Origin of the sequence: Duganella sp. CY15W, assembly GCF_009857555.1 — a bacterium.
GTDB lineage: Bacteria > Pseudomonadota > Gammaproteobacteria > Burkholderiales > Burkholderiaceae_D > Rugamonas > Rugamonas sacchari.
This window is the reverse complement of record NZ_WWCQ01000013.1, coordinates 1-4,411: the sequence shown is the minus strand read 5'-3', so window position 1 is coordinate 4,411 and position 4,411 is coordinate 1. Positions and strand designations below refer to the sequence as shown.

General features: G+C 57.8%; 4 protein-coding genes and 1 rRNA gene. 3 read left to right on the top strand and 2 right to left on the bottom strand.

Going from position 1 to position 4,411, the window contains the following annotated elements; all coding sequences use genetic code 11:
• Positions 1-2: 2 nt before the first annotated feature.
• Both rrf and GTP58_RS30795 read left to right on the top strand, forming a co-directional pair.
• Positions 3-115 (top strand): 5S ribosomal RNA (gene rrf, locus GTP58_RS30800).
• A gap of 104 nt (positions 116-219) precedes the next feature.
• Complete coding sequence (locus GTP58_RS30795; RefSeq protein WP_229215818.1) at positions 220-2,178, top strand: serine hydrolase; 1,959 nt, start codon at positions 220-222, stop codon at positions 2,176-2,178.
• Here GTP58_RS30795 and GTP58_RS30790 read toward each other — a convergent pair.
• Both GTP58_RS30790 and GTP58_RS30785 read right to left on the bottom strand, forming a co-directional pair.
• On the bottom strand, positions 2,175-2,702 hold the full coding sequence (locus tag GTP58_RS30790) for a porin family protein (RefSeq protein ID WP_161080724.1): 528 nt from the start codon (positions 2,700-2,702) through the stop codon (positions 2,175-2,177). The two genes, GTP58_RS30795 and GTP58_RS30790, sit on opposite strands and share 4 nt — an antisense overlap.
• Before the next feature lie 92 nt (positions 2,703-2,794).
• Complete coding sequence (locus tag GTP58_RS30785; RefSeq protein WP_161080725.1) at positions 2,795-3,691, bottom strand: AraC family transcriptional regulator; 897 nt, start codon at positions 3,689-3,691, stop codon at positions 2,795-2,797.
• Between the two features lie 190 nt (positions 3,692-3,881).
• Between GTP58_RS30785 and GTP58_RS30780 the strand changes: the two genes are divergently transcribed.
• Complete coding sequence (locus GTP58_RS30780; protein ID WP_072791129.1) at positions 3,882-4,157, top strand: SDR family oxidoreductase; 276 nt, start codon at positions 3,882-3,884, stop codon at positions 4,155-4,157.
• Positions 4,158-4,411 lie beyond the last annotated feature (254 nt).

Here is a 4,411-nt window from a genome sequence, read left to right as displayed (position 1 = left end):
AGCTTGATGACCATAGCAAGTCAGTCCCACCCCTTCCCATCCCGAACAGGACCGTGAAATGACTCTGCGCCGATGATAGTGCTGCAACCAGTGTGAAAGTAGGTTATCGTCAAGCTAGTTATAAGTCGAAGAGGCCCGCTCAAGGTAAATCCTGAGCGGGCCTTTTTGCGTTTACCCATGCTATTATGGAAATTGTCATTTCGACACTGGAGCCATAATATGCCCGTCCGCACACTGATCTCTCTTACGCTGTCGTTGATACTGGCCTCGTCCGCATTAGGACAGGAAGTCAGTGGCAAACTTCCGGCGGACACGAGCCTGGTGGCTGGCACCAATAGCATCAGTGGTGCGCGCGACTGGAATGCGCAACGGGATAAAGGGCTGCTGGTATTGACGGCGCCCGAGGGCGACAGCCGGTTTGTGCTGGCGGAAGTCCGTGCCGACAATCCGCAAGCGGCAACCGCTGCCGCCTGGGCGCGCTATCAGCCAAGCTTCAAGCGTACGGTCAGGCAAACGACCAGGCGTCCGGACGCGAATGGATGGAAGCAGCACACTGTGCTGGAATACGAAACAGCGCCGACCGAAAAGCGCTGGGTGGAAGCGCACGCTTTGCAAAACGGCGCATCCTGGACGGTGCTGCTGGTGGATGGCAGCGAGCAAACACTGAGCAAGCGCGAGGCTGCGTACCAGCTCGCGATACAAAGTCTGCAGCCCAAAGATTATGTGCGCGAATCGTTTGCCAGCCGCACGCCGCACGCGCTTGACGCTGCGCGCCAGCAGCAAATGCGCAGCTTCCTGCAGGACTCAATGAAGAAGCTGGGCATTCCTGGTTTGTCTTACGCGCTGCTCGATCACGGCAAAGTCGTCTTTGAAGGCGGACTCGGTGTGCGGGAACTGGGCAAGCCTGCGCCGGTGGATGCCAATACCTTGTTCATGGCGGCATCGAACACCAAGGGGATGAGCACCTTGATGCTGTCAACCCTGGTCGACGAAGGCAAGCTCAAATGGGACCAGCCTGTCACGCAGGTTTATCCCGCTTTCAAGCTGGGCAGTGCGGAGACTACGGCACAGGTGCTGGTCAAACATCTGGTGTGCGCCTGCACCGGCTTGCCGCGCCAGGATCTGGAGTGGATCTTTGAGTACAAGGATGCGACGCCGGAAGACTCGCTGAAACTGTTGGCGACCAACAGCCCGACCAGCGGCTTCGGTGAAGTCTATCAATACAATAATCTGATGGCCTCGGCTGCGGGCTACATCGGCGGCCATCTTGCCTATCCGGACAAGCCCCTGGGCGCCGCGTACGACGAGGCCATGCAACGGCGCATCTTCACACCACTGGGCATGGATTCCACCACCTTTGATATGGCCAAGGCATTGAGTTCAAATCATGCGAGCCCGCATGGAACCAGCCTGGATGGCAAAATCGAAGTCATGCCGATGGCAATGAACTATTCCGTCGTGCCTCACCGGCCGGCCGGCGGGGTGTGGACCTCGGCCCACGACATGGTGCGCTATGTGCAGCTGGAAGCCAATCAGGGCAAGCTGCCGGATGGCACGCAGATGGTGTCAGCCGATGCACTGCTCGCGCGTCGTATTCCACAAGTGTCGGAAGGACGGGACGCCAACTACGGTATGGGTTTGTCGGTGGAAACCGCGTGGGGCGTGCAAGTGGTCATGCATGGCGGCAGCCTGTTCGGCTACAAGAGCAATTTCTTTTTGCTGCCCGACAGCGGTATCGGCATTGTGCTGCTGACCAATTCCGATCAGGGCGTGGGATTGCTGCGTCCGACCATGCGGCGCTTGCTGGAAATCGTTTATGACGGCAAACCGGAAGCCGCGGAGTCGGTACGCCAGACTGCTGCGCGCGATGTCACGGAACGTAAAACGGAGCGCGATCACAACAAGCCTGCTGCGGTTGCCTCGGCGGCGCTGGCGCGGCGCTATCGTAGTGCTGAACTCGGGGAGCTGGCCGTACTGCGCAAAGGCAGGGACGTGGTGTTTGATTTTGGCGAATGGCAGTCGCCGGTTGCGGCCCGCAAGAATGCAGACGGCACCCTGTCTTTCGTGACCACGAGCACCGCCTTTTGGGGACTGGAGTTTATCGCCGGTGGCGCACCAGGTAAGCGTACTCTGCTGGTCCGTGATGGACAGCATGAGTACGCTTTCTCGGAAATTTAGAACTGGTAGCGCACGCCGACGGTCAGCAGCTTCACTTCGCTCTTGGTCAGATAGCTTCCTTCTACGTTGACTGACCAGTTACGGTTGAACGAATAACCGGCGCCGACGCCGAAGATCGGATCGGTGTCGTCATGATCGCTCAGTGAAGTGCGGTTGCCCTTCATGGTGGTGCGGCCGATGCCGGCGCGGCCGAACAGGCGGAAGTTATTGTCCAGGTTGGCGGTGCCGATAAGCGAAATGCCATAGTGGCGGTCCGGGTAGTAGCCAGGTTCGACAAAGGCGCCGCGCAAGGGCGTCAGGCTCAGACCGCGCGTGTAGACTTCAAAGCCCAGCGCAGGGGTGTACTGATAGCCGACCGCTGCGCTCAGCGTCGCGTCGCTGTCATTGTCTGCATATTTGGACGATACCGAAGCGCGGCCAACATCGGCTGACACATAGACGCCAGGTTCAAAGCTGGACTGGGCAAACGAAGGTGCAGTTGCAGCCAGCAGGCCGCAAGCAACTGCGCTGAGTACGAATCGCATAGGTGCTCCTAAATAAAAGAGTGAATACTACGAGACGCAGCATTTGCTTTTTTGTAATGCCGCTCCGCACGCATACTAACCCCCAATTATCTTTAAAGCAATCTTAATGTTTCTGCAGGCTGAAGACTCAGTAGGCGGCGCATGGCATGGACTTCCTCGCTTGGGCTGCGGCCGAAGTAACGCTTGAACTCGCGGCTGAACTGTGACGGACTTTCGTAGCCCACTTGCGCGGAGGCCGATTGCGCCGTCATATCGCTGCGCGCCATGAGCAGCCTGGCCTGATGCAGGCGGGCCGACTTCAGGTATTGGATCGGAGAGCAATGTGTCACGGATTTGAAGTGAACGTGGAAGGCCGGGACGCTCATATTCGCTTCGGCGGCCAGCATGCCGACGTCAATATCGGCCGCGTAGTCGGCGTGGATGCGGCGCAGCGCCTTGGCGATACGGCCAAACTGGCCCTGGCTGGTCAAGGCGGCGCGCATGGCGGCGCCTTGTTCGCCCATCAATGCGCGGTAGCAGATTTCACGCACGATGGCTGGTCCGAGCACACGCGCTTCCAGCGGCGAACTCAGTGCTTCGAGCAGGCGCAGCACGGTGTCGCGCAGGCGCTCGTCCATGCGGGTGGTCATCATCCCCTTGGGCATGGCGGGGACTTCGTTCTCACTTTGATCGATCGCGAACATCAGATCGGCCAGCGTGGTGCGGTCGACGCGGATGGATAAGCCGAGAAACGGATTTTCCGGCGACGCCTCGGTGGTCGCAGTGAACGGCATGGGCACGGCCACCACCAGGTAATGATCCGCGTCGAACTGCAGAATGTCGTTGCCGAAATAGGTGCGCTTGTGGCCTTGCAGGGCAATGGCAATGCAGGGATCGTACATGGCCGGCGACTTGGTTGAACTTTGGGTCGAACGCGTCAGGCGCACATCGTCCACCAGCGTTTCGGTATAGCCGTCAGTGCGCGCCAGCTGGTTGTGCAGGGCAATCATGCGTTCCACGCTTCACTCCTTGTTGATTACGGTGATGAATAGGAATGATCCATGATTCCTGGTCCGCTTGCTACGCTTGCTGCTGCGATCTATAGGATTAGGCAAGAACTACATAGTCATGTGCATTCGCAGCATAAAGTTTAATCCGTAAGATGCAGGCTGGTGTTAGTGGCTTTGAAAGGATCGCATCATGACGCAAGACCATCGCAAAGTTATTTTGATTGCCGGTGCCAGCCGCGGCAGCGGTCCGGCGACTGCCCGCCAGTTGGCGGAAGAGGGGCACCACGTCGTCCTGGGGGCGCGCCGGTCGAGCAAATTGCATGCCCTGGTGGCGGAGATCCGCAAGGCTGGCGGCTCGGCGGAGTGGTACGCACTCGACGTCAATCAGCCGGATGAGATGCGCGAGTTCCTGGCATTTGCCGAGGACGTACATAAGCGCGTGGATGTGGTGATAAATAATGCGTGACGGCCCTTGTCAAACCAAGCGACGCTTGTTATGATTCTGTCCCTCGCGAAACGACGCAGACGCTGAAAAGCGAAACGAAGAAAAACGAGGGGTTGACGAGATAAAACAAATGCTTCATAATCTCGCTTCTTCGCTGATGAACAAAACGCTTTATCAGCAACGCAGTACAGAATGATCTTTAAAAAATTACAGTCGATAAATGTGGGCGTTTGATGCTGCAACAAAAAGCATTAAATGCTCCACAAGAAATAAGC